20 protein-coding genes and 1 riboswitch are annotated in these 22,661 nt (G+C 56.1%); of the genes, 9 read left to right on the forward strand and 11 right to left on the reverse strand.

What is annotated here, in order from left to right:
* Positions 1–109: 109 nt before the first annotated feature.
* Entirely contained in the window at positions 110–406 is a 297-nt protein-coding gene (locus QT231_RS08130) for a YciI family protein (protein WP_308336412.1), read from the reverse strand.
* Positions 407–427: 21 nt separating this feature from the next.
* Positions 428–721 (reverse strand): hypothetical protein, encoded by a 294-nt coding sequence (locus tag QT231_RS08135; RefSeq protein ID WP_308336487.1) that lies wholly within the window; start codon positions 719–721, stop codon positions 428–430.
* 207 nt (positions 722–928) lie between these two features.
* On the opposite strand from QT231_RS08135, the gene QT231_RS08140 reads away from it, so the two are divergent.
* The 8 genes from QT231_RS08140 (at position 929) to QT231_RS08175 (ending at position 10,219) form a co-directional block, all read left to right on the forward strand.
* Positions 929–2,599, forward strand: coding sequence for an isovaleryl-CoA dehydrogenase (locus QT231_RS08140; protein WP_308336413.1), 1,671 nt, complete (start codon positions 929–931; stop codon positions 2,597–2,599).
* A gap of 135 nt (positions 2,600–2,734) precedes the next feature.
* A riboswitch (glycine riboswitch) is annotated at positions 2,735–2,842 on the forward strand.
* Between the two features lie 168 nt (positions 2,843–3,010).
* Positions 3,011–4,273 carry a D-amino acid dehydrogenase gene (locus QT231_RS08145; protein WP_308336414.1) on the forward strand — a complete coding sequence of 421 codons (1,263 nt, stop codon included), beginning with the start codon at positions 3,011–3,013 and terminating at the stop codon, positions 4,271–4,273.
* A 67-nt stretch (positions 4,274–4,340) separates the two neighbouring features.
* A complete protein-coding gene (locus QT231_RS08150; RefSeq protein WP_308336415.1) occupies positions 4,341–5,267 on the forward strand; it encodes a LysR family transcriptional regulator in 927 nt (308 codons plus the stop codon).
* Between the two features lie 126 nt (positions 5,268–5,393).
* Positions 5,394–6,431: a TRAP transporter substrate-binding protein DctP gene (gene dctP / locus QT231_RS08155; RefSeq protein WP_308336416.1), complete on the forward strand. Its 1,038-nt coding sequence runs from the start codon at positions 5,394–5,396 to the stop codon at positions 6,429–6,431.
* 95 nt (positions 6,432–6,526) lie between these two features.
* Positions 6,527–7,018, forward strand: a complete 492-nt coding sequence (locus tag QT231_RS08160) for a TRAP transporter small permease (RefSeq protein ID WP_308336417.1) — start codon at positions 6,527–6,529, stop codon at positions 7,016–7,018.
* A gap of 19 nt (positions 7,019–7,037) precedes the next feature.
* On the forward strand, positions 7,038–8,312 hold the full coding sequence (locus tag QT231_RS08165) for a TRAP transporter large permease (protein ID WP_308336418.1): 1,275 nt from the start codon (positions 7,038–7,040) through the stop codon (positions 8,310–8,312).
* 49 nt (positions 8,313–8,361) lie between these two features.
* On the forward strand, positions 8,362–9,126 hold the full coding sequence (locus QT231_RS08170; protein WP_374694384.1) for a M15 family metallopeptidase: 765 nt from the start codon (positions 8,362–8,364) through the stop codon (positions 9,124–9,126).
* Positions 9,127–9,457: 331 nt separating this feature from the next.
* Positions 9,458–10,219 carry an SDR family NAD(P)-dependent oxidoreductase gene (locus tag QT231_RS08175; RefSeq protein WP_308336420.1) on the forward strand — a complete coding sequence of 254 codons (762 nt, stop codon included), beginning with the start codon at positions 9,458–9,460 and terminating at the stop codon, positions 10,217–10,219.
* Here the strand turns inward: QT231_RS08175 and QT231_RS08180 are convergent.
* Genes QT231_RS08180 through QT231_RS08190 form a run of 3 tightly spaced genes read right to left on the reverse strand, consistent with a single transcriptional unit; the run spans position 10,216 to position 15,418 of the window.
* On the reverse strand, positions 10,216–11,154 hold the full coding sequence (locus QT231_RS08180; RefSeq protein ID WP_308336421.1) for a diguanylate cyclase: 939 nt from the start codon (positions 11,152–11,154) through the stop codon (positions 10,216–10,218). The two genes, QT231_RS08175 and QT231_RS08180, sit on opposite strands and share 4 nt — an antisense overlap.
* Before the next feature lie 42 nt (positions 11,155–11,196).
* Positions 11,197–14,271, reverse strand: a complete 3,075-nt coding sequence (locus QT231_RS08185; RefSeq protein ID WP_308336422.1) for an efflux RND transporter permease subunit — start codon at positions 14,269–14,271, stop codon at positions 11,197–11,199.
* Entirely contained in the window at positions 14,258–15,418 is a 1,161-nt protein-coding gene (locus QT231_RS08190; RefSeq protein WP_308336423.1) for an efflux RND transporter periplasmic adaptor subunit, read from the reverse strand. Before QT231_RS08190 ends, QT231_RS08185 begins: the two co-directional genes overlap by 14 nt.
* A 101-nt stretch (positions 15,419–15,519) precedes the next feature.
* Between QT231_RS08190 and QT231_RS08195 the strand changes: the two genes are divergently transcribed.
* On the forward strand, positions 15,520–16,188 hold the full coding sequence (locus tag QT231_RS08195; RefSeq protein ID WP_308336424.1) for a TetR/AcrR family transcriptional regulator: 669 nt from the start codon (positions 15,520–15,522) through the stop codon (positions 16,186–16,188).
* Positions 16,189–16,201: 13 nt separating this feature from the next.
* Here the strand turns inward: QT231_RS08195 and QT231_RS08200 are convergent, their stop codons facing one another.
* The 6 genes from QT231_RS08200 to denD form a co-directional block, all read right to left on the reverse strand.
* Positions 16,202–17,074, reverse strand: a complete 873-nt coding sequence (locus tag QT231_RS08200; RefSeq protein WP_308336425.1) for an NAD(P)-dependent oxidoreductase — start codon at positions 17,072–17,074, stop codon at positions 16,202–16,204.
* A gap of 28 nt (positions 17,075–17,102) precedes the next feature.
* Positions 17,103–18,560 (reverse strand): aldehyde dehydrogenase family protein, encoded by a 1,458-nt coding sequence (locus QT231_RS08205; RefSeq protein WP_308336426.1) that lies wholly within the window; start codon positions 18,558–18,560, stop codon positions 17,103–17,105.
* Between the two features lie 51 nt (positions 18,561–18,611).
* Positions 18,612–19,889, reverse strand: a complete 1,278-nt coding sequence (locus QT231_RS08210) for a TRAP transporter large permease (RefSeq protein ID WP_215092781.1) — start codon at positions 19,887–19,889, stop codon at positions 18,612–18,614.
* Positions 19,886–20,440 (reverse strand): TRAP transporter small permease, encoded by a 555-nt coding sequence (locus QT231_RS08215; RefSeq protein WP_308336427.1) that lies wholly within the window; start codon positions 20,438–20,440, stop codon positions 19,886–19,888. The genes QT231_RS08210 and QT231_RS08215 overlap by 4 nt, the downstream gene beginning before the upstream one ends.
* A 73-nt stretch (positions 20,441–20,513) precedes the next feature.
* Positions 20,514–21,533, reverse strand: a complete 1,020-nt coding sequence (locus QT231_RS08220; protein WP_308336428.1) for a TRAP transporter substrate-binding protein — start codon at positions 21,531–21,533, stop codon at positions 20,514–20,516.
* A gap of 104 nt (positions 21,534–21,637) precedes the next feature.
* Complete coding sequence (gene denD / locus QT231_RS08225; RefSeq protein WP_308336429.1) at positions 21,638–22,600, reverse strand: D-erythronate dehydrogenase; 963 nt, start codon at positions 22,598–22,600, stop codon at positions 21,638–21,640.
* Positions 22,601–22,661: the final 61 nt, after the last annotated feature.

Below are 22,661 nucleotides of genomic sequence, written 5' to 3' on the forward strand. Positions count from 1 at the left end.
AACTGACTCAAGGGCAAATTAACCCAGGCTAGCCCCCAGGCGGGGGATGATTTTTACGCACAATTTTATAAACAAACGCCTGGCTCGCTCGTCTTATTAGATACAGGGACTAAATAGAGGGGTCAAACAGTTTAACTTCGCGTATATCGACCTGTTCCCAAACACGCTCAGTCATATAAGGCTCCTGCGCCAACCAAACCTCTAAATCTTCTCGGGTGGCAAATCGGAAATGTGCATTAGAGCCGACCATTTTGCCTTCATCATTCAATATCACCCCACCACTGACGAAATTACCCGAACGGTGGAGGGTACGCAGGCCTTCCAGGTGCGGCTCGCGACAAGCCAAGCGACGGCCCAAGGCGCCCTCATCGGTGTAGTCGTAGGCTACTAACGCGTATTGCTTCATTTATTACTCCTCACTGTGTGTCTACATCATCAACCATGAAAGAATAAATAGCCCCAATACAGTACGCACAATACCGCCTAGCAGCGAGCCGCGCAGAAACGCGCGCAAACCGCCCCACAGAATCAGCAGCCCGATCACTAAGACGGCAATGCTGAAAAAAGAATCATTGATTCCCAGCGAACGAGTGAGGCCGTCGATAAAATCGCCGAACGCTCCAAAGAAGTTGGTAAAAATACCCAGCAAAAACTCCACCACCACCCGGATCGCTTCACCAATAGTTTCGCCGATTTCGTCAAAAAAGTCATTTGCCTGCATCGCGTTTGCTTGCATTGATAGTACTCAATAATGAGAAAGATAAGAAGCATTGTCGTTTAAATACGCTGACTGAGCAAAGCAGCACACTATCTCGCTACCTTTCGCCTTCAATGTTTAGCGTCTTTCCTGCCAAGCAACTACTATGAGAACTATAAAACGTTCGTTTAAATAAACACAATTATCGCCTCTACCCGCTAGGTTCTTGCTATGACTCACCACTACCCCCTTGCCGACCAACTACAAGCCAGCACCCATCAGGTGGAAAACCAGCCGCCATCGCTTGAGAACTACAACAGCTACACCTCTGACAAGGCCCTTCAGGAAGGCGTCAAGCGCGAAGGCGGCACTGACGACGCTTCACTCAAGGCGTTTGGACAGTGGGCAGGCTCGTCTGAAGCCATCGCCTTAGGGTTTGACGCCAACCGCCACTCGCCACAGCTGGTAACCCACGACCGGCAAGGCCATCGAGTCGATTTGATCGAGTTTCACCCGGCCTATCACCAGCTAATGCAAACAGCGTTCGAGCAAGGCCTACACGCCAGCCCTTGGCGAAATCCAGGATCGGGCGCCCATGTTACACGCGCCGCCAACTATTATCTGAATACTCAGGTGGAAGCGGCTCACGGCTGCCCGATCACCATGACGTTCGCCGCCTTGCCTGCGTTACGCCACCAGCCCAGCCTGCTTGAGAGCTGGGGCAATAAAATCACCGCGCCACACTACGACCCGCGCAATGTGCCTTATTTCGAAAAACAGGGCGTCACCCTGGGCATGGCGATGACCGAGAAGCAGGGCGGCTCCGATGTGCGGCTTAACACCACCCGCGCCTACCCGATTGATCAAGGCGGGCCAGGTAAAGCTTACGAGTTAGTAGGGCATAAGTGGTTTGTTTCCGCGCCGATGTGCGACGCTTTCCTGGTACTCGCCCAGGCGCCCGGCGGTTTGAGCTGTTTTTTGCTGCCACGTTGGCGGCCCGATGGCACTAAAAACCCGCTCCATATCCAGCAGTTAAAACGCAAAATGGGCAACGTGGCCAATGCTTCCAGTGAGACGGAGCTGCGGGGTGCCTTTGCCTGGATGGTGGGTGATGAAGGGCGCGGTGTGCGCACCATCATTGAGATGGTAGCCATGACCCGCTACGACTGCATGATCGGCTCCGCGGCTGGCATGCGCCAGGCCACCGCCCAGGCGATTCACCACGCCACCCATCGCCATGCCTTCGGGGCACGCCTAAGCGAGCAGCCGCTAATGCAGAATGTGCTCGCCGACCTGGCCCTCGAGAGCGAAGCCGCCACCACCCTGATGCTGCGCATGGCCCGAGCGATGGATCAGCAAGATAACGAGCACGAGCGCCTGCTTTCGCGCATAGCCACGCCGGTCGGCAAGTACTGGATCTGTAAGCGCACGCCCCACCACGCCTATGAAGCGATGGAAGTGATTGGCGGTAGCGGCGTTATGGAAACCCATATGATGCCGCGTCTGTTCCGCGAATCGCCCATCAACGCCATCTGGGAAGGTAGTGGTAACGTTCAGTGCCTGGATATCCTGCGCGCGATTGAAAAGCAGCCCGAGGTGCTCGACGCCTACTTTGCCGAACTCGCCAAGGCACAAGGCGCTGATGCGCATCTGGATCGCTTTATTCACCAGTTACAGCAGCAAATGCAGGATACCCAAGCGCTCCAATACCGCGCTCGTCAGTTGGCCGACGGCATGGCCCTGGCTTTGCAAGGCGCCCTGCTGGTACAGCACGCTCCCGCTGATGTGGCCGATGCGTTCTGCGCGGGGCGGCTCGCTGAGCGCAGTGGCCTCAACACCGGCACCCTGCCCACCGGGCTTGATTGTGCGGCGATTATTGCGCGGGCCCAGCCCTTGGAATAAAGCCCTTGGAATGAGACCCGTGGAATAAGCGTTCAAGACCATCGTCGTCTTTCATGCTAAAACTAATCACGTTACAACTGACCGTATTAAAGACATAAAGACATAAAGACAGCAGCATTTAAGACAATAAGACACAAGGTAATAGCGGGAGAGCTTGGCGCATCTGACAGCAATCGCGATGACGCCAGCGCCGAAGGAGCAACTGCCCCGGAAACTCTCAGGCAACCGGACCGCTATTATTATCACTTTCCGAAGAGCGGCTGATGACTGCGTCACTCAGCCCACCGAAGGAGCAAGCGCGCCTCGCAGCGGCACGCGAATCTCTCAGGTTCCATGACGGAAGGGGTACGCCCAGCAGCATTTACGCCGTTAGGTGGGATTCCCCGACGCTCATACAATCTGGAGAGAGTTATGCAACGCATTGCCGTTATCGGTGGTGGTATCACCGGCATTACCAGCGCTTACGCCCTGGCCAAACGTGGCTATGAGGTCACCGTCTTTGAAAAGCATCGCTACGCCGCGATGGAGACGTCGTTCGCCAATGGCGGTCAGCTTTCTGCCTCCAATGCCGAAGTGTGGAACCACTGGCCGACCGTGATCAAAGGCCTGCGCTGGATGCTCAGAAACGACGCCCCGCTGCTGGTCAATCCTCGACCGAGCTGGCACAAGCTCAGTTGGTTTGGCGAGTTTATCGCCTCGATCCCCCGCTACGCTGCCAACACCACCGAGACCACGCGGCTGGCCATCGCGGCCCGCGAACATCTGTTTCAGTGGGCAAAAGACGAGCAGATCGACTTCGATTTAAAGCAGAAAGGCATTCTGCATATCTACCGCGATAAAGCGGGCTACGACCACGCCGCCAAGGTCTCCAATCTGCTCAGTAAAGGCGGCCTCGAGCGACAGCCGGTGACGCCGGAGGAAATGCGCACCATCGAACCGACGCTGGCGGGCAGCTACTACGGCGGCTTCTTTACTGAAAGCGACGCCACCGGCGATATTCATAAGTTTACCCATGGGTTAGCCCAAGCCGCTGGGCGCCGTGGCGTAACGCTTAAATATGGCCATAGCGTGCAGGATCTTAGCGCGGACGAACACCATGCCTGGGTCACCGCCACTATTGAAGGCGAGGCTGACGGCGAACCCGTGCGCGAAACCTTTGATAGCGTGGTGGTATGCGCCGGGGTGGGCAGCCGTGCCCTGGCCGCCAAGCTAGGCGACCGGGTCAATATTTACCCGGTCAAAGGCTACTCGATTACCGTGCAGCTTGACGATGCCGCCTCCCAACAGGCCGCCCCTACCGTTAGCTTACTGGATGATGAAACCAAGCTGGTCACCAGCCGCCTTGGGGATGAGCGCTTCCGTATCGCCGGCACCGCCGAGTTTAACGGCTTTAATCGCGATATCCGCGACAACCGCATCCGCCCGCTGATTCGCTGGGTCGAAGAGTGCTTCCCCGGCGTCAGCACCCGCCGCGTGGTGCCCTGGGCGGGCCTGCGCCCAATGCTTCCCAATATGCTGCCCAAGGTCGGCCCCGGCAAACTGCCCACGGTATTCTACAACACCGGCCACGGCCACCTCGGCTGGACACTCTCAGCCATTACCGCCGATATGCTTGCGGATGCGGTAGAGGATAAAAACGTTCGCGCTCAGCAAGCTGCCCAGTCGCTTAGCTAGTCTCAACCATGATAAGTCCAGGCAGGCTTCCGGTAAGATATAAAACCTCCCATCATAGGCGTGTTTTATGCTTAACCAGCGTGCATTAACCTACCTCAATGAAGTGATTCGCCGCGGCTCGCTCAGGCGCGCCGCCGCCCACCTCAATGTTGACGCCTCTGCCGTTAGCCGCCAATTAAAAGCGCTCGAAGAAGAGTTGGATACCCAGCTATGTGAGCGGCACGGAAGGGGGATGCGTGCTACTGCAGCGGGCCAGCTCCTGGTGCACCATTTTCATGCCCAGCGAGCATCAGAAGAGGCCGTACTATCCCAGCTCATGGCACTTCAGAGCCTAGCGAAAGGCGAAGTTCGCATTGCCGTGGGAGAAGGGTTTATCGCTGACCTGATCGCAGCACCGTTAGGCACTTTCATGTCAGGATTTGCAGGTATCAATGTTGAAATTCGCATGGCGGGCGTTAATGAAGCGATGTCGTTACTCAAAGATCGTGAAGTGGATATAGCGCTACTTTATGCACCGCCGGTAGACCCACAACTTTTTTGCCATGTGGAAACGCGCCAGCCACTCGATGTCATTGTGCCCCCCAAACATCCTCTCATTGAGCTGAATCGCCCCGTAACGCTGCATGACTTAAAAGATTGGCCGCTGGCGTTGATGGACAACCCTTTCGGTATGCGACAAATGGTCAATATGGTGGCTCACCAGGAGCGTATTCATCTTGAAGCACGCCTACATACCAACTCTGTTTCGGTGTTAAAGAATTTCGTCCGCTCAGGCATCGGCATTACGTTTATGCCTGAGCTCACCGTAATGGATGAGATAGAGCGAGGTGAAATTTTTACGCTACCGATGCAGTACCCGGTGATGAATGGTACCCGCGCCCAAATTGTTAGCCTGAAAGGACAAGACCTCACTATTGCCTCAACCACCTGCATCGATCATTTGCACAAAGGCATGCGCTTTTTCTCGGCCGATGCGCCACGACTGTTGCAATAAAAGCCACAGTTTGGGTATTGCATAGTCAACGCTTCAATACATAGTCTTCTAGTAGGCACTCCTTATAAATCTAATAACGCGCCTTTAGCGCCTTCTAGCTCACGACAATAAACCAGGAGACTTACGATGCTTGCTCAACCTATGTTTACACCTAAACGACTCATTTCAGCTTGCCTGCTTGGCTCTGCTTTTATGGCAGGAAACACCCTTGCAGCCACCACGATTAATCTGAGTTACAACGGTGCCCCCGATCCCGAGAAGAATGCTGTCCACGTCTTTGCAGAGAACCTTAAAGCGTTGGTAGATGAGAAAACCGGCGGTGAGATCCAGCTTGAGCTCTACCCGAACAGCATGCTGGGCGAGGAGCAGGAGCGCATGGAGCAGACCATGAGCACACCAATGCTCAACGTGGCGTCTTTTGCGGGTGTCTCGCCTCTCGTTGATGAAATTTTCGTCAGCGCGATTCCGTTTCTATTCGACGACTTTGAGGCGGCACGTAACTTCTTCGATGAAGGCGAATATTGGCAGGAAGTTGGGAATGCTCTGCAAGAGCGTGCCGGTATCGATATGCTGGCGGTTGTCGAAGAAGGGGGCTTCTTAGCATTCACCAATAACGAACGACCTATCAGCCACCCTGACGACTTCGAAGGTCTGCGCTTCCGAGCCATGGATCCCAGCCAGGTAGCTCTCTACGAATCCTTCGGCGCCTCTGGCACGCCTATTCCCTGGACAGAAACCTACATGGCACTGCGCACAGGGGTGGCCGACGGCCAGATGAACCCGCCGATGTATATCATTCTGGGCAGCCTCTACGAAGTACAGGACTACCTGACCCTCGCCAATATCCAGTATTCCAACCAGTTCCTGGTGGGAAATAGCGAAATGATCGCTGGTTGGGATGAGGAACTTCGTAGCGCCTTTCAGGAAGCCGTCGCCGAAGCTAATCAAAATGCCCGTGAGCACAACGAGGAGCAGGTCGATTCACGTATTGCCTACCTGGAAGAACAAGGTATGGAAGTGATTCGCCCTTCTGAAGAGGAACTCACCGCTTTCCGCGAAATTGGTCAGCCTGCTTATCTTGAATGGCTCGAAGAGCGTGATATCGAGCAACGCTGGATCGATATGGCGCTTGAAGACGCGGGTATGAGCGAACTGCTCGACTAACGGGCTTTTCAACACTGCTGCAACCACAGGGGCTGGTACCTTACTGGCCCTCTATTTTCTGTGCTTAATGTTCTAGCGCTTCATGGAAGGCTGCCATGTTTCATACGCTTAGATCCCGGCTACTGGCTATTAGCCGCCCGGTTACTCTGACCCTGGCGGGCGCGCTGTTATCCCTCAACGTTGCGGCCATTCTATACGGTGTGTTTGCCCGCTATATCGCCGGTGGCGCGCCTATCTGGACAGATGAGCTGTCGCGTTTCTTAATCATCGCCACGGTGATGCTTGCGGCTGGGGCCGTCTGGTCGGAAGGTGGGCATATGCGCGTTGGGCTGTTGGAGAAACTGCTGCCCGCCCCCTTCGCTCGTTTGCTCAATGTGTACCAGTGGCTACTCACCCTGGTGATTGCAGCCGGGGGTGCATGGGTAAGCTATCGCTATGCGTTATCGGTCAACATGTTTACCACGTCCGGGCTCGGCATTAGCCGCACGGTGCCACTCCTCTCGCTACCCATTGGCTTTTTGCTACTTGCTTGGCATGCGCTTATCTATGGCCCCGCGCCGCTCAAGACCGTTGAGGACTCTTTATGAAAACCGTTGAGGACTCTTTATGATTGCGACGATGCTGGCGGTTTTCTTAGGCCATGTACTACTTGGGCTTCCTCTGTTCATCGCACTGCTTACCACCGCGATAGTGGGTTTTCTGTTTGTCGACCCCTCGATGATTCCGCGTATGCTGCCTCAGCAATTCTTTAGCGGTATCAATGTGTTCTCCTTAATGGCTATCCCGCTGTTCATCTTCGCAGGCAACCTAATGAACGTCAGCGGCTTAACGGAGCGCCTGATGGGGTTTGCCCGCCTGATAGTAGGGCACTTGCGGGGCGGCATGGGCCACGTCAATGTGGTGTCGAGCGTTTTCTTCGCAGGCGTTAATGGCTCAGCGGTGGCCGACACCTCGGCGCTGGGGTCGCTGTTAGTGCCGGCCATGGAGAAGGAGGGCTACTCAAGGGCGTTTGCCGCTGGTTTAACTGCTGGGAGCTCGCTGATCGGCCCGATCATTCCCCCCAGTATCTTTATGATTCTGTATGCCTCACTGACGAACACCTCAGTAGGTGATCTATTTATGGCAGGCGTCGTGCCCGGACTGCTGCTGGGTGTTGCCTTTATGGGCATGAACGCCTGGTATGCCTGGCGTCACCGATTGCCTAAAAGCGGTCAGTTGCCCTCGCTCAGCCAGCTTGCGATAGCCTTCGTAGCCGCCCTGCCTGCACTTATCGCCCCCTTCATTATCGTTGCGGGTATCGTGCTGGGCTTTGTGACGCCTACTGAGTCGGGCGCTTTGACAGCGCTGTACGTGGCCCTATGTGGTTTTGTGCTGGGAGGGTTGCGTTTCAAGGAGTGTTGGCAAGCCATCCTTGATACGGCACGCTTAACCTCAGCGATCTTTTTGATCATGGCAGCCTCGGCCACGATTAGCTGGCTGCTCTCCTATGCGCAAGTGCCCGCGCAATTTGTCTCACTGTTATCTCCTTACATAGATAACGCAGTACTGATTCTACTGTTACTGAGTGCCATTACCTTTATAACGGGGATGTTTATGGAGGAGGTGTCGGCATTAATGCTACTGACGCCTATTTTTGCGCCGGTGGCCATGATGGCGGGTATCGACCCCATCCATCTAGGCGTCATCATCACGCTGAACATTACTATTGCGTTAATCACACCACCATTGGGGGCCTGTGTGTTCGTGGCCGCCGCGGTCAGTCGGCTAGAGATAGTGTCGCTGTTCAGAACCATTTGGCCCTTTGTGCTGACAGCAATTGCGGTGCTTATTCTATTAATCCTGTTTCCACCGCTGACGCTGTGGCTACCGACTCAGTTTTGATAGCCAGTTTTGCTAATGCTCTTCTTGAAGAACACTCTGCTTGGATAACATGATGCCTTTAAACACACTATTGAAGGCTTTGCCGCCTATCCTCAGCTACCCAGCCCCCTGCTGGGAACAGCTCCGCCGTGCGCCTATTGAAGATAACGGCGAGCGCCTGATGCCGATGAGTCTCGCCCCGGCACCGGTCAGCGTGTTCCCCGCCTATGCGCGGCTGGGCATTCCAGGTGCGGTAGCGGAGTGTTTTGTACGTGAAGGTGTTTATCGGGCGCTACTCGCTGCTGCACGCAGCTTACCCGATGGCATCGGTTTAATCGTACTGGACGGCTGGCGGCCATGGCGGGTGCAGCAGTATCTGTTCGACACCCTGCACGAAGCCATCCACCACCACCAACCCGACCTCACTGAAGCGGAGCTATTGGAGCGCACAAGAGAGTTTGTCTCGGTACCCAGCCGTGATCCTCTCGCCCCCAGCCCGCACCTTACTGGCGGGGCGGTCGACGTCACGCTGTGTGATGCCGATGGCTTACCGCTGGATATGGGCACCTTGTTTGACGAGGCATTACCGGCCTCTCATAGCGACTATTTCGAGCATTTGGAAACGCTGAGCCCACAGCAACACAAGGCGCGGGATCACCGTCGCCTGCTCTATCACACCATGCGGCAGCAAGGCTTCACCAACCTGCCCAGCGAGTGGTGGCACTTCGATTACGGCGATCAATTATGGGCCTACTACGGGCAACATGATCATGCCCTTTACGGCCCGGCCGAGCTGGATACCATTGAGAACCGCTGGCGCAGGCAGTTGGGGTAATGATGAGTTAGGGATAATCCTGGCGCGCGTGCAGAACATCAACTATTTCGATCCTGCTTGCCGCCAAACGGTAAGCCACGATGAATAAGAAGCAGCAATAGTGGCATTCATGGCAGGCACCCTGTTTAATCCATTAGGAAATAGTGTGCTTGCCAGCCTAGTGAGTTTGATCCTTGAGGCTGTAGGGCCAGTCGCGACACATCAACGGGACAGCGAATGTCACATCGGCTGTTGTTATCTGGCCCTAATGCCTTGGGCCAACGTTGCTTACAGTGAAATAATCATGGGCAATGTCGCCCTATTAAGCATTAACCAACATGGAGATAGTGCAATGCCTAGCGTACTTATCACGGGAGCTACTTCGGGGTTTGGTAAAGCGGCAGCGCAGCGCTTTGCCAAAGCGGGTTGGTCGTTAATTCTAACCGGGCGACGCGTTGAGCGCCTAAAAGCACTGGAAGAGGAGCTCTCCGAGCAGGTACCTGTGCTAACGCTGGCGCTTGATGTACGAGATAGTGAGGCAGTCACAAGTGCCATCAGTAATCTGCCAGCAGAATTTTTACCGCTAACTTGCTTGATCAATAATGCGGGCTTAGCCCTGGCGCCGGAACCGGCACAAAAGGTGGCGCTGGAAGATTGGCACACCATGATCGATACCAATATCACGGGCCTGGTCAACGTGACTCACGCGGCGCTGCCACTGCTACTTAAAACCGGAAAAGGGGCGAGTATTCTTAATCTTGGCTCGGTGGCGGGGCAGTGGCCGTACCCTGGCGGGCATGTGTATGGCGCCTCCAAAGCCTTTGTGCAACAGTTCAGCTATAACCTACGCTGCGACTTATTGGGCACAGGCGTGCGGGTCACTGATCTAGCGCCCGGTATGGCAGAAACCGAGTTTACTCTGGTTAGAACCAAAGGCGATCAAGCCGCCTCCGATGCGCTTTACCGAGGCACCACACCACTTCAGGCGGAAGATATTGCCGAGCAACTTTACTATTTGGCTACGCTTCCCGACCATATCAATATCAATCGCTTGGAAATCATGACCGTTCGCCAAGCGTGGTCTTCGTTTGCGATTGACCGCGACCCTACCTAAGCTTGCTTGGCAGACGATAATAAACCACCCGTTGACACCTGATCACGCCCTTCCTCTTTTGCAAGGTAAAGGGCGTTATCTACTCGCTTCATAACGCTCTTTACTGACTCATTGGAGAGCACTTCCACAACACCAAAGCTTGCCGTGACCCAACCTTCCACGGGGAAGTCGGTGGATTTTATTGCGCCGCGCACTTTTTCTGCCAGCCGCACGGCCTGTTCAAGCGAGGTTTCAGGCGCCAGCAGCATAAACTCTTCACCACCCCAGCGTGCGCAACAATCCGCCTTACGTAGATTGCGCTTAAGCAAATCAGCGAGCTCAACCAGTACTTGGTCACCGACATCATGCCCGTAGTTATCATTGATCTGTTTAAAATAATCGATATCCAACATGATCAAAGAGAGCGGGCGAGCGTAGCGGTTTTGGCGGTTGATTTCGCTTTTCAGTACCGTATCAAACTGAGACCTGTTAACGAGCCCGGTTAACATATCGGTGGTTGCTAGCCGCTTAAGCTGGGCTTCTTTCTCCTTCTGCTCGGTCACATCGCGCTGGGTTAACACGAGCGTAATCGCGTCATTGTGTCTTACGCCCATCGCTGTAATTCGCCATTCAACATATCGACGCGACCCATCATGACGGCGGTTTACTTCCAGCCCACCAATGCCCTCAAAAAAACTTTCCGCATCATTGATCAATGGGTTCAGAGCATCGTGCAACTGGTCAAAAATTTGCCGGTTGGCGGCCTCTTGCTGAACGATAATGGGCGCCACTCCCAGCCAATCTTCACGGCTGCCACCCCATAACCGCTGATAGTCGGTATTAACGTCGACAATGTGAACCCCAGGTGAGCTTCCTTTAAAGCGGAGAATTGCCACCGCGTGGCCTGGCCGCTCTTCATCAAGTTCCGAACCTTGCTGGCTATAGTGCTGATACATGCTATTTACTCGTCCTTGTAAAATAGTCGTGCGGTCATGGTGCTAAACATCTACAGGTCGCGATACCCACAGCCGATATAGCGCTGGGGTAAAGACAAACGACACTAGCGTTGCTAAGAGTAGACCAAATCCAATAGTTTGCGCGAAGGGTGGCCAAAGGCCGCCGGAAGTCACCATCAGCGGTATTAAACCGGCAAAGGTAGTGATCGTAGTCGAGACGATATGTCGACTGGTGGGGCCACTGATCACCGCCAGCATGGCCTCAATGTCGCCGCGGCGGGCGGCTTCATCGTCATCAAAGGCAGCAATAATGATAATAGTGGCATTAATTGCCACCCCTACCAGCCCCATGATGCCGACGATAATCACAAAGCCGAACGCATGCCCGCTTAGCAGCAGCGCCACAATACCCATGCCCATTGCTTGAGCTCCGGCAATGAACACAATGGCGGCCCGCCGGAAGGAGTTAAAGGCCAACACCACGGTAGCCACCATGGCGATGACCAGCAACACCACCGAAGCAAGCAACTGGTTCACGGCTTCATCACGCTCGGCGGCTTCGCCACCGGTCTCAATTCGGTAACCTGGAGGCAATTGGAATGCCCCCGATTGCAACGCCGCCTGAAGTTTAGCATCTAGTTGAGCCATAGAAACCGCTGGAAGAGCGTCAGCCACCAGGTACCCCTGCACCAACTGCACCCGTTCAGCGTTACGACGGGTAATCGCGCTCCAGGCAGGCGTGAGCGACACCTCCGCCACCGCCGCCAGCGGCAGGCCCTCCGCTACTTGATCGCTGACCAAGCGCAGCGCTGCCAACTGCTCGGCGTTAGTGCGCCACTCATCAGCGTAGCGTACCCGCACCGGCAGTTGCTGGGTATCCTCCAGCAGCATGCCTGCCGATTGTCCCGAGAGCGCCGCCCCCACTTGTTCCGCTAGTCGCTGCGGCGTTAATCCTGCATCACTTAGTGCCGTGTGGTCGATATCAAGGGTTAACCTGGGCAAATCACGCTGCATGCCCGCCCGCACATGGGTGACTTGCGGCAGTTGGTGCATGAGCCCCGCCAATTCAAGCCCAAGCGATGACAGTACCGCTAGATCATCACCATAGACACGAAGTTCAATCGGGGCTTTAAACGGGGGCCCCTGTTCATACTTGCGCACTACGCTTTGGGCCTGGGGGAACCGCTGATCAAGCGCCTGCTGCAGGGCGGGCACCCGCTCGTTAGTGATCTGTAAAGACGTTGTGTCCACAATCAGATGCACGAACGCTGGGTTGTTATCCTCATTGGTAAGCACGTTATAGTACATCATCGGCGCGCTTTCACCCACAAACGCCGAGACGCGGGTGACGCCCGGCAGCTCCCGAATCATGGCCTCGACCTCATGGGCCAGAGCTTCGCTGTTGGCCATACTGCTGGCAGGAGGCAAGCGAACCTCTATATGAAATTGATCGCGGTCTGCGGGTGGGAAAAACGCCACGTCGAGCGTGGGCATCAACGCCATGCCACCCACCGGCACGCACAGGGTAATGATCATCGCGGCCCAAGGGTGACACAGCGCGCTACGTACCGTTCGGCGAAAGCCGCGCTTAATCCTATGACTGATGCCGCTACCGCTTGGTGTTGGAGGTTTGTCAGCGACCTTGGCTAACAGCATGGGTGACAGGGCCGGCACCAGCAGCAACGAGACCAGATAAGAGCTTACCAGCGCAACCATCACCGCCATGGCCAGGGGCCCTACAAACTCCCCCGCAGGGCCTGGCATCAACACAATCGGCATAAACGCCAGAATGGTGGTTAAGGTACTGGCCAGCAGCGGCACTGCCAAGTGGCGCAGTGTGTCCCGGGTAGCGGCCAGCGCTGAATCGCCTTTCAAAAAACGCTCGCGCAGCGCGTTGGTCATCACAATGGCGTTATCGACCATCAACCCCAGTGCCACAATAATGCCGGTAATGCTCATCTGGTGGATATCGATACCCAGCGGCTTGAAGAACGCCAGGGTAAGCAGGGCCGTAGCGGGGATCGCCAGTCCCACTGTCACCGCAGAGCGCCATCCCATAGTCAGGAACAGGATCGCGACCACCAGCACCAGCCCTATCAATAGGCTAACTGCCACGTCACTCAAACGCTGATTGGTGTAACTGGCTTGCTCGAAGACCTCTTCAACCGCGATACCGATCGGCAGCTCGTCGGCGAACGCCGCCAACTGCTGCTGGGCTTGTTCCACCCAGCGATCAATACGCTGGCCGGGCGCCATACGTGCGCCGACAAACACCGCACGCTCGCCGTTTAGCAGTGCCACCGCGGCTGGGGGGGCTTGTACGCCGCGGCGTAGCTCTGCCAACTCGCCAAGCCTGACGGTTTGCCCCTGACGAGTCGCCACTTCTATATCGCGCAGCCTATCAAGCGCATCGAACTCACCGCTTAGCCCCACCGTTAGCCGGTGGCCGTCGGTAACCACTTCACCAGCGGTACGCCGACCGTCGCTTGCCTCAATAGTGGCCGCTAACTGCCCAACCGAGAGCCCCAAGGCGTTCAGTTCAAGCGGGTTAACGCTCACCTCTACCTGCTCCCCCGCCACGCCGAAGCGGTGGGTATACTCCGTGCCAGGGACGTTTCGAAACGCTGCTTCCAAACGCTCGGCGTAGCGCTCCATCAGTTGGGGATTGGGTGGGGCGTCCAATGTCCAGCGCAGCGCGGCCACGATGCTAAACGCGTAGCCCCGGTCATCCAGCAGCTCTGGCGTTTGCACGCCATCAGGCAGTGTAGGCGCCACGTCGGCCAGCTTGTCACGCACGCGACTCCACACCGGCGTTACGTTAGTCACCGCGTCCTCGAGCTCAAGGCTAATCACCGCAATGCCTTGGCGTGAGGTGGATTCCAGCACGTTAATTTCGGCGATGGTGCGTAGCTCATCCTCAATGGGGCGCGCCACCAAGGCTTCGACCTGTTCTGGGGTGGCACCCGGAAAAGTCGCTAGTACGGTAGCCATGCGCGCTACCAAGTGAGGATCCTCCGCACGTGGCAACGTTTGAATGGCTGACAGCCCGGCAACCACGAGAAGGCCCAGCGCGAGCGCTAGCAGTCGTCGGTTAAATAACCACTCAAGGCGCTTCATTGGCCACTTCCTCGCTCAACGTGACCTGCTGTCCTGGGGTAATCCGGTGGGTGCCGCTGGTAATCAGCCGCATACCCGGCGCTAGCGTGCCACGCACAAAGGCTTGGTCGCCTTCGCTATGCAGCAGTTCCACGCTGGCCTGGGCCACACGGTAGTGATCATTCTCTAGCGGCTCGGCCACCAATACGTTCCACAGGCCGCGTTCAGCGGCTTGCAGGGAATCCAAAGGCACCCAGTAGCCGCTTGCGGGCTCGGTAATCGTGTAGCGCAGTTCTGCCAAGTCGCCGGGCACGGCGCTGCCGGGCTCACCCAGTGATACCACCAGCGTCTGGGTACGGCTGTCGCTGTCAACCTGGGGCAGCCGGGCACGCACCTCTGCGCGGATCGCCTCGCCATTGACACTCAGTTCAACGGCCTCGCCTGGGGTAAACGTGGCAGCTAGCGCGGCAGGTAGGCCAAGACGCGCTTCTAACTGCTCGACATCGATAAGATCGAAAGCCGACGTGCCGCTACTCACCAGACTGCCGACACTGACATGGCGCTCGATCACCCGTCCGGTAAAGGGCGCTTTTAATGTGCTGTCATCCAAATCGGCGGTCAGGCTATCGCGCTCGGCAGCCAGCGCCGCAAGTTGAGCCTGAAGGGTTAACCGATCGGTACGGGCCTGATCCAGTGCGGTACGGCTGGCAAAGTTATTCTGGTTTAGCTGCGCTTCACGCTCCTCCTGGCGCTGGGCAAGGGCGAGGCTGGCACGGGCTTCTTCACTGCGCGCGGCGACCTCCGCCAAGCGGCTCTCTAATCGGCGGGTATCCAGCGTGGCCAGCACATCCCCTTGCTCAACCGCATCGCCTCTGTCGGCGGACACAGCAGTGACCCGCCCCGCAGGTTCGAACGCCAGTGATACTGACTGGCGCGCCACCACACGCCCGGTTAAGCGCACCTCCCGCTGCAGCTGTTCAGCCTGTTTCAGGGCCTCGGCCGCCACCTGCAGTAGGGCGTTATCAGCGCCTTGCTGGCGGGCCAGCTGAGCACTGCTGCGCTGGCTGGTCAGGAAAAACACCGCCACCAGTGTGACACCTATCATCAGCAGCGCCGCCAACATGCCGCGTAGTCGGTGCCGCCAAGAAGACGCTAATAACCTAACCATAATGGCCTCGAAATGGTTTATTCTTGAACGATACCGTCCACTATAATACCTGTACGCGTACGTTCAATATTTATTTACTCGATGGGCACGGATTGCACTGGATGACAGATTCTCAACATACATCGCCGGAACCAACACGCCGCGCTGGCCGACCTAAAGATATGGCTAAACGGAATGCCATGATGGATGCGGCGACAAGCCTGTTTTTTCGCCACGGCTTAGAGGGGGTAACGATGGAAGCCGTTGCCCGAGAAGCGGGGGTTTCCAAAGTCACCGTGTACGGCCATTTTGTAACCAAAGAGGCCCTGTTTGGTAGTGTGATCCGGCGTGAAACCACCATCATCCGCCGCGGGTTGGATAAACTGCCCGACACCCACAGGGCGGTGCGCCAATCGCTGATCGAGGTCGGTTTAGGCCTGGTACGCTTTTTATTAGAGCCTCATGTGCTGGCGGTTGAACGGGTAATGACCGCCCAGGGCGAGCAGTACCCGGAGCTGCTACGGGCGTATTTCGAGGCAGGCCCGTGGGCCACTAAACAGTGGCTTCAGGAGAAATTGGAGGGGTTAGCCAAAACCGGGCACTTAACGTTTACCGCACCCCAATCTGCCGCCGACCAACTGTGCAGCATGTGGCAGGGCACGCTGGTCACAGAAGTCCGTATGGGCGTGCGCCAACCGCCCTGCGATGAAGAGCTTCACCGCCAAATCAGCAGCGCCGTGGATGTGTTTTTGGCGGCGTATGGGGAACCCAGCCGAGATAACAACGGTTGAGTCACTCTCTATCTTAACGCCGCTCAAGCACACCGATTAGCGCGGGTATTGGAAGGCTTTGATCTTCAACCGATGTATACAGGTTGCGAACGGCTTCAGCGATACCTCCCTCTACGGCGAGATCTTCGGTCATCGTGTGGTAGTAACCCAGATCTTTGCTGGCATTGGCAACGCTAAACTTAAAGCCTGAAGGATCATTATCAGCGATATAGGGGCGCAGTCGTTCGAGCACAACTCCACCTCCGCCTCCAGCCCCTAATACCTCTAGCAATGCGCTATCACTAATACCCGCTTTACGAGATGCCGCTGTAGCCTCGGCCAATACTGCCGAAAATCCCAAAGAGACAAAGTTATGCAGCAGTTTAAGGGTATGCCCCGCGCCCACATCGCCCGCATGGGCAATATTTTCGGCAAAGCCCTGTAATAGCGGCAGCGTTTCATCGAACAGCGCTTTTGGGGCGCCAACGATCAAATTGAGCCGCCCTTCAGCCGCTTCTTTGGGCGTGCGCGTCATGGCCGCGTCCATAAAGCGCCCGCCCGCTTCGGTGACTCTGGCAGCGACTTTTTCTGTTGAGCTGGGCAATGCTGTAGAGCAGTCCACTACCACGCCACCTGCCTTTAACCCTTCCAATACGCCGTTGGGTTCAAACAGCACGGCCTCTACCTGGGGTGAGCCGGTGACGCACAGAATCACCACCTCAGCGTTTTGCGCTACTTCTCGTCCCGAATTTAGCATGGTGGCGCCGGCTTCCAGCAAGTCCTCTACTGGCTGATTGCCTGGGTGCTCAAGAAAGCTGATCTGATGGCCTGCGCGGAGCAGACTGCTGGCAATCCCATGGCCCATTAGGCCCACACCGACGATGCCTACCTGGCGTGATGTTGTCATTGTTATCTCCTTACAAGTGAAGCACCCGTTAATGTTTAATCGCGACAGTTTTAATCCGTGTGTAGCTACGCAGCCCTTCAAAGCCCTTCTCACGGCCATGACCGGAGCGGCCAACGCCACCGAAAGGTAACTCAACACCACCGGCGGCGCCGTAGTTGTTAATAAATACCTGGCCACTGCGAATACCTTTGGCTAGGCGTAGCTGACGCCCGCCATCCCGCGTCCAGACACCTGCACATAGACCAAAATCAGTGGCATTGGCGAGGGCAAGCGCTTCGGCCTCATCATCAAACACCTGCACTACTAGCACCGGACCAAATAGCTCTTCGCGCAGCACTTCATGGCCTTCAGGAATATCGATCAACAGCTGGGGCAACACAAAATGACCGCCAGCCGGTGCGCTCGGCGCTAATTGGCCTTTTGCCGCCACGCGGATACCATCGGCTTCGGCGGTCGTCAGGCGCGCTTCCAGCTTGGCTTTTTGACGCGCATTGATCAGCGGGCCACAGTCCGCATCCGCTTCCCCCGCATCACAGCGCAGAGCGGCGAAGCGCTCGCAAAGATTCGCTACCACGCTATCTGCGATGTCACGTTGAACCAGCAGGCGGCTGCCAGCTGAACAGGTCTGCCCGGCGTTCTGAATAATCCCGCGCACCACCGCGGGAAGCGCAGCGTCGAGATCCGCATCGGCAAATACAAGCTGGGGGGATTTGCCTCCCAATTCCAACGTAACCGGCACATGGTGCTGCGCGGCGGCTTGGGCAACGTGTGTGCCGGTTTCCGGGGAGCCGGTAAACGAGAGATGGTCAATGTTGGGATGGGCAGCAAGCGCGGCGCCTGCTTCATAGCCAAGCCCTGGCACCACATTAAGTGCCCCGGCAGGCAGGCCATGACCCACGGCCAGTTCCGCCAAACGTAGCACGCTCAAGCAGGCATCTTCGGCGGGTTTTAGCACGATGGTATTGCCTGCCGATAATGCCGCTGCCACACAGCGGCCAAATATCTGGGAAGGATAATTCCAGGGAATAATTTGCGCGCATACGCCGTAGGGTTCGCGCAGGGTCATCACGGCGAAGTCGTTTTCAAAGGGAATGGTCTCACCGTGGAGCTTATCCGCCGCGCCGCCGTAAAAACGGAAGTAGCGGGCGCAGGCGGCAATATCGCCTTTGGCCTGGGTCATCGGCTTACCGGTATCGGCACACTCAAGCTGTGCTAGCTGTTCGTGGTGCGCTTCGATCACATCGGCAAAGCGCAGCAGCCATTCGCTGCGCTGCCGGGCAGACCAGCGGGCCCATTCACGTAGCTGACCGGAAAATGCCTGCCGTGCTGCCTTTACCGCTGCATCAATGTCTTCTGCCTGGCTACGCGCAATACGCGCCAGGGGTTCTCCCGTGGCAGGAGCCTCTATCTGTAGGGTAGCGGCCGTTTCTACCCACTCACCACCGATCAGTGCTTGCTGCGGTGGCAAGGCCATTGAATACGACATTTAACGCTCCTTTTATTGTCATTGTTGAGTTCACTTAACATAACGACTTTTCTAACCGTAGAAAGTATTCACCAGTCCCATGGAGATCCAAGGCATATAGGTAATCGCCATCAAACATGCGAGTACGACCAGCACAAAGCGCACCAACCATGGCAGCATTTGATCAATCGATATTTTGGCGACGGCACAGGCAGCAAACAGATTCACGCCCAGCGGCGGGGTAATCATGCCAAGCGCCAAGTTGACCACCATGACCAAGCCGAAGTGGACGGGGTGAATACCAAACTGAATGGCTATCGGCGTGAGGATCGGTGCCAGTACCAAAATAGCAGCGGACGTTTCTATAAACATACCGACGATCAGCAGCAAAGCATTGACCACCAACAAAAACATCATGGGGTCATTGATAGTGTTGGTGACCAAGATGGCGATTTGCGCAGGCAGCCCTGTGCGGCTGAGCAGAAAGCTAAACAGCGAGGCGGCAGCAATAATCAACATAACGGCGGCAGTAGAAATCACGCTCTGGCGCAAAATCGGCCACATGTCATCCAGCTTCAGCTCGCGATAGTAGAAACCGCCCACAATCAGAGCAAAAAATACCGCTACAGCGGAGGCTTCGGTGGGGGTAAATATCCCGCCATAGATACCGCCGATAACCACCACCGGCATCAACATCGCCACCCAGGCACGCTTTACCGAGACCATAAAGCCGGTGCTGTCTTTGTAGTCGTCTTTGCCGTAGCCGCGAACTTTGCAGAACAGATAGAGAAAGATAATCAGCGCGCTGCCAATCAATATGCCAGGGCCAATACCGGCGAGGAACAGCTGGCCGATGGAGGTATCGGTACTTACGCCATACAGGATCAGTGGAATCGACGGTGGAATAAGCACCCCAAGCTCAGCGGATGAGGCCTGAATGGAGGCCGCCAAGGGTTTGGGATAACCATGCTTCACCATGGCTGGAATCAAAATGGCGCCAATCGCAAAGGTGGTCGCCACGCTGGAACCAGACACCGCCGCAAACATCATGCAGGTGAGTACACAGGACATCGCCAACCCGCCCTGCACACGACCAACAATGGATTTTGCTAAGTCTACCAAACGTTGAGATATGCCCCCCGCGGCCATTAGATTCCCGGCAAGAATAAAAAACGGGATTGCCATCAGCGGAAATTTATCGATACCGATAAACATCTGCTGAGGCACTAACAACAGCGGCAGGCGGGTAAAGAATTCGATGCCGATAATCGACGCTAGAATAATTGAAATCGCGATCGGAACGCCGAAGGTGAATAGAATAATCAGCGATAGGCCAATAACCATATTCATGGCTTCGCCCCTCCTTCAGAGAGCTGCCCATCCTGGGCTTCAGGCACAATTTCACTATTCTCCGGCCCCACTTTCTCGCGGCCGCTAAGCTGCGCCAGTAATCGCGCAATCACCGCCACAATGGCAAAAAACGACCCTGTCGGTATCGCCGCATACGCCCATGCCATCGAAATATTCATCCCGGACATGGTTTGATTGCTCACCCGCATGGTCATTTGAATGCCGTAATGGATCAGTACGCCGAGAACCAGCAGGCTGCAGAGCACAATCGCTATTTCGAGTAGCGTTATAAAACGTGCTGGAACGACTTTATAAACGACCTCTACCGCCATCATATAGCCGCCTCGAAAGGTGGCAGCCGCCGCCATAAACACGCACCAGATCATCGCCGCTCGGGAAGCAACTTCCGTCCAGGTAGAGGGGGCGTTAAACACAAAGCGGGTGAGTACCTGATAAAAACTGAGCGTCACCGATATCGTCAACATCGCCACGGCGATCAGCATCGCGAGCCGGGTTAACTGACGCTCAAAACGAAGAAATACCGCTAGCATAAGAGATCACCATGCCAAAGCGGCCTCCGGCATTTACGGAGGCCGAGGAAGGGAAAGCGCTCGACAGTGTTAGTTAACAGCTACTGGCCTGTTCCTGAACACGTTCCAGCATTTCCGTGCCGTACTCAGAGGTAAATATCTCGTAGGCGGGCTGAACCGCTTCCTGGAAAGGAGCGATATCAATATCAGTTTTTACCGTCATGCCGTTCTCTTCCAGCAGTGCTACGCCTTCTCGCTCCAAACGCGAGACCTCTTCACGGGTCGCTTCAGCAGAAGCTACAGCGGCTTCCATAAACCAGCCCCGCTCTTCATCGCTTAAGCCGTCCAGCAAAATGGGCGAGCCCAGTACGATAGCCGGAGAGTAGACATGCCCAGTGAGAGAGAGGTAGTCCTGCACTTCCCAGAAGTTGGTCGCTACGATGACGGTGATAGGATTTTCCTGGCCATCAACAGTACCCTGCTGGAGCGCGGTGAACAGCTCAGGGAAGGCCATGGGGGTAGGACGCGCGCCCATCTGACGGAATGCCTCCTGATGCACCGCGTTCTCCATGGTGCGTACGCGCAGACCTTCGGCATCGGCTGGCGTGGCGATCTCCCGCTGGCTGTTGGTCAGATGGCGAAAGCCATTTTCAGACCACGCTAAACCCACCAAGTCGTGCTCACCCATTTTTTCCAGCAGCTCATCGCCAAGCTCACTGTCGAGCACACAGCGCGCCTGATCGTAGTTTTCAAACAGGAAAGGCAGGTCAAGCACATAGCTTTCGGGTACAAAGTTACCCAGCGGGCCCGTCGAGGTAATCACCACGTCGACCGTGCCAATCTGTAAGCCTTCGATCATCTCCCGCTCGCCACCGAGTGATCCCGAGGTGTGCTCGGTCACGGTAAACTCGCCGTCGGACAGGCGCTCAAGCGTTTCCTTAAACGCATCAGCACCCACCGAGTAGTGAGAGGTAGACGAGAGGGTATGGCCCAAGTTCACTTCCGTGGCCGCCTGGGCTTGGAGCGCGATACCAACGGTAGCGATACCGCTAATCGCTGCCACCAGGGCATGGCGTGTCAGTGTCGGAGGTGTTGTAAAGCGTTGCTTAGTCATTGAAGTGCCCTCTTTATATTGTTGTGAGGGTGGGTAGTGAAGCGACACACGCTATAGGTAGCATCGCTCCATGCTGTTGCCTGCCGCGTAAGGCAGGGCGGAACTTATGACGGCTCAGTCACAAACGCATCGATAATCTGTTTGAAGTTGTCATCACCCACAAAGCCGAGCTGCTTGGCTTTTGTGGTTTCAAATTGAGCAGGCCAGCTAGCCACAATGGCTTCGATGCGTGGGTCGGGCTCATGACGCACCCGCGCAAGCGCTTTCTCTCCCGCGACTTCACGCAGCGCTTCCAGCATGTCAGCTACCGTGACGGTAATACCCGGCAGCATGAAGGCTCGAAAAGGTGCCAATACCTCACTTGGCACTTCCGCGCCATGAATCAGCGCATCCACCACTTTACCCGGCGACATCACAAACATCGGAAGCCCTACCGGCACCGGGCAAATCGCTTCTTCGCCATTTAACGGTTCACGCAAAATACTGGAAGCAAAACTGGACGCAGCGGCGTTAGGTCGACCAGGGCGAATAACAATGGTCGGTAATCGCAGCACCAGGCCGTCTACCAATCCGCGGCGGCTGTAATCGTTAATAAGCAGCTCGCACATGGCCTTTTGGGCACCATAAGAATTCTGTGGATGAAGCGCCGTCATATCATCCAGTACCTCCGGCAACTCGCCGCCGTAGGCCGCCACCGAGCTGGCCATAATCAAGCGGGTATCGGACAGTGACTGCTCCCGGCAGCCTTCCAGCAGCGCCCGAGTCGCATCAAAATTCACCCGCATGCCCAGCTCTAAATCGGCTTCCGCGGCAGAGCTGACCACCGCGGCCAAGTGATAAATAACGTCCGGGCGTTGCTTCAATACGCTATCCAGTGCGCCGGGGTCGGTAATATCCAGCGCTATTGATGTCACAGCCACGTTTCCTGCTGCGGGCTGCGGTGCTTCCACCTGATCAATCAGCGTTAGCCGTGTGATGGCCTTCTGACAAAGCTCGCCTTTCGCAAGCAACTGCTGCACTAAGCGCTGACCTAGAAAACCGGCCGCGCCGGTGATGGCTATATGCATTTCTTGCTCCTATGCGCTGTTGTTATTGTTTATTCAGCTATTGTTTATTCAATGTAGCCAG

It is taken from the genome of Halomonas sp. SpR1 (assembly GCF_031010175.1).
Classification (GTDB): domain Bacteria; phylum Pseudomonadota; class Gammaproteobacteria; order Pseudomonadales; family Halomonadaceae; genus Vreelandella.